Consider the following 1,577-nt stretch of genomic DNA (forward strand, 5'->3'; position numbering starts at 1 on the left):
CACCGTGGCGAGCAGCACGCCCGCATAGCCGAAAGGCGCGACCGCCCCCGCCTCGGCCAGCGTGAGCGAGCGGATCAGGAGGAACTGCCCCGCCGCCCCGAGCGCGCCGAGCAGCAGGAAGAGCCCGGCATCGAGAGGTGGGGGCGTCGTCCAGACCGGCGGCACGAGGAGGCTCGCCACGAAGGCGCCGATGAGGCCGGTGTAGAGGAAGGAGGTCAGGATCGGCTCGTCCCGCCCGAGAAACCGGGTGGTGAGCGCGTAGCTCGCGTAGCAGATGCCCGCCCCCAGCGGCAGGACCGCGGCGGGCGAGAAGACCTCCGCCCCGGGCCGGATGATGACGAGTGCGCCGGTCAGCGCCGCCGCGATCCCGACGATGCGCCGGGGGCCCAGCGCCTCCTTCAGGATCAGTGCGGCGCCGAGTGTCAGGAGGACGGGATGCACGTTCATCACCGCCGTCGCCGCCGCCATGGGCATCTGGCTGAGTGCCGTGAAGAAGCACCAGGTCGCGCCGAAGAGGAAGCCCGAGCGCAGGAGTTGCAGCCCCAGGTGCCGCGTTCGCAGAAGGGGGCCGACGCGCGGCGCGAGGACGACGAGGACCACCGCCACCATGCCCGCGTAGCGCGCCCAGAGGACCTGCACGACCTCGTAGCGGGCGGTCAGCCCCTTGGCCATCGCATCCATGAGCGAGAAGAGCGAGATGGCGCAGAGCATCAGCAAGATGCCCTGCGCCGTCGGCGAGAGGCGTGTCACCCGCGCTGCGCGGCGAGCGCCTCGAGCTGCGGGCGGAGCCAGCCGAGGTCGTAGCCGCCCGAGCGGGCGCGCGTCAGGATCTCGTCGACCGGCACTTCGCCCGCGACGCCGAGCGCCCAGACGATGGTCGAGCGGTTGCCCGAGGCGCAGTAGGCGACGACCGGACCCTCGGAGGCGGCGATGGCCTCGGCCTGCTCCTCGACGTTGTCCTCGGTCAGCGCGCCGCCCGTGACCGGGTTGAAGACGAAGGCGAGGCCCGCGCGCTCGGCCGCCTCCTGCATGGCGGCGGCCTGGAGCGGGGGCGGGTTCTCCGCGTCGGGACGGTTGCAGATCACGGTGGTCACGCCCTCGGCCGCCAGCGCCTCCATGTCGGAGGGCTGAAGCTGCGGGGCGACGCTGTAGCCGTCTGCGATCGGTCGGAGGTCCATGGGCGGGGCGTCCTCTGTCGGTTCGTTCCTGTGGCCCGCGCACTCTGCCGGAAGTGCCGGGGGAGGAAAAGGGCGGGCGACGCGCGGCGGAGCGGCGGAACCCGATGCCGCAGGCCGGTGTTGATCGAGGTCAAGGCAGCGGGCCCCCGCCCGCCGCAGGGTGAGGGTGCGCGCTTCCCACCGGACGACCTTCCGGACGCACGCGCCGGGGGGGCGCGGGGGGAAGCCCTGCCAAGGAGGAAGACATGACCGATCTCGCAATGCGGCGTCAGCAGCTCGAGGATCGTCTCGCCGCGCTCACGGAGCGCCTGCAGGAGATCGAGGAGGAACTCGACAGCCACCAGTCGAAGGACTGGGAGGAACTCGCCGTCGAGCGCGAGGGCGACGAGGTGCTCGAGC

The 1,577-nt window shown here is 72.5% G+C and carries 2 protein-coding genes and 1 pseudogene; 1 reads left to right on the plus strand and 2 read right to left on the minus strand.

Annotated elements, in window-relative coordinates; all coding sequences use genetic code 11:
- On the minus strand, positions 1–750 hold a 750-nt coding region (locus ACTS11_RS02315), incomplete at its 3' end, for a DMT family transporter (RefSeq protein WP_442638738.1).
- Complete coding sequence (locus ACTS11_RS02320; RefSeq protein ID WP_442638739.1) at positions 747–1,178, minus strand: TIGR01244 family sulfur transferase; 432 nt, start codon at positions 1,176–1,178, stop codon at positions 747–749. The genes ACTS11_RS02315 and ACTS11_RS02320, both read right to left, overlap by 4 nt.
- 260 nt (positions 1,179–1,438) lie before the next feature.
- On the opposite strand from ACTS11_RS02320, the pseudogene ACTS11_RS02325 reads away from it, so the two are divergent.
- Positions 1,439–1,577 (plus strand): annotated as a pseudogene (locus ACTS11_RS02325) (TraR/DksA family transcriptional regulator); the annotation flags it as partial.

The sequence above is a fragment of the Roseicyclus sp. genome (assembly GCF_052168335.1).
Classification (GTDB): Bacteria; Pseudomonadota; Alphaproteobacteria; order Rhodobacterales; family Rhodobacteraceae; genus Roseibacterium.

What these genes read in the sequence shown, in the direction of transcription:
- ACTS11_RS02320 (WP_442638739.1), bottom strand. Translation starts at nt 1,178, where the DNA reads ATGGACCTCCGACCGATCGCAGACGGCTACAGCGTCGCCCCGCAGCTT.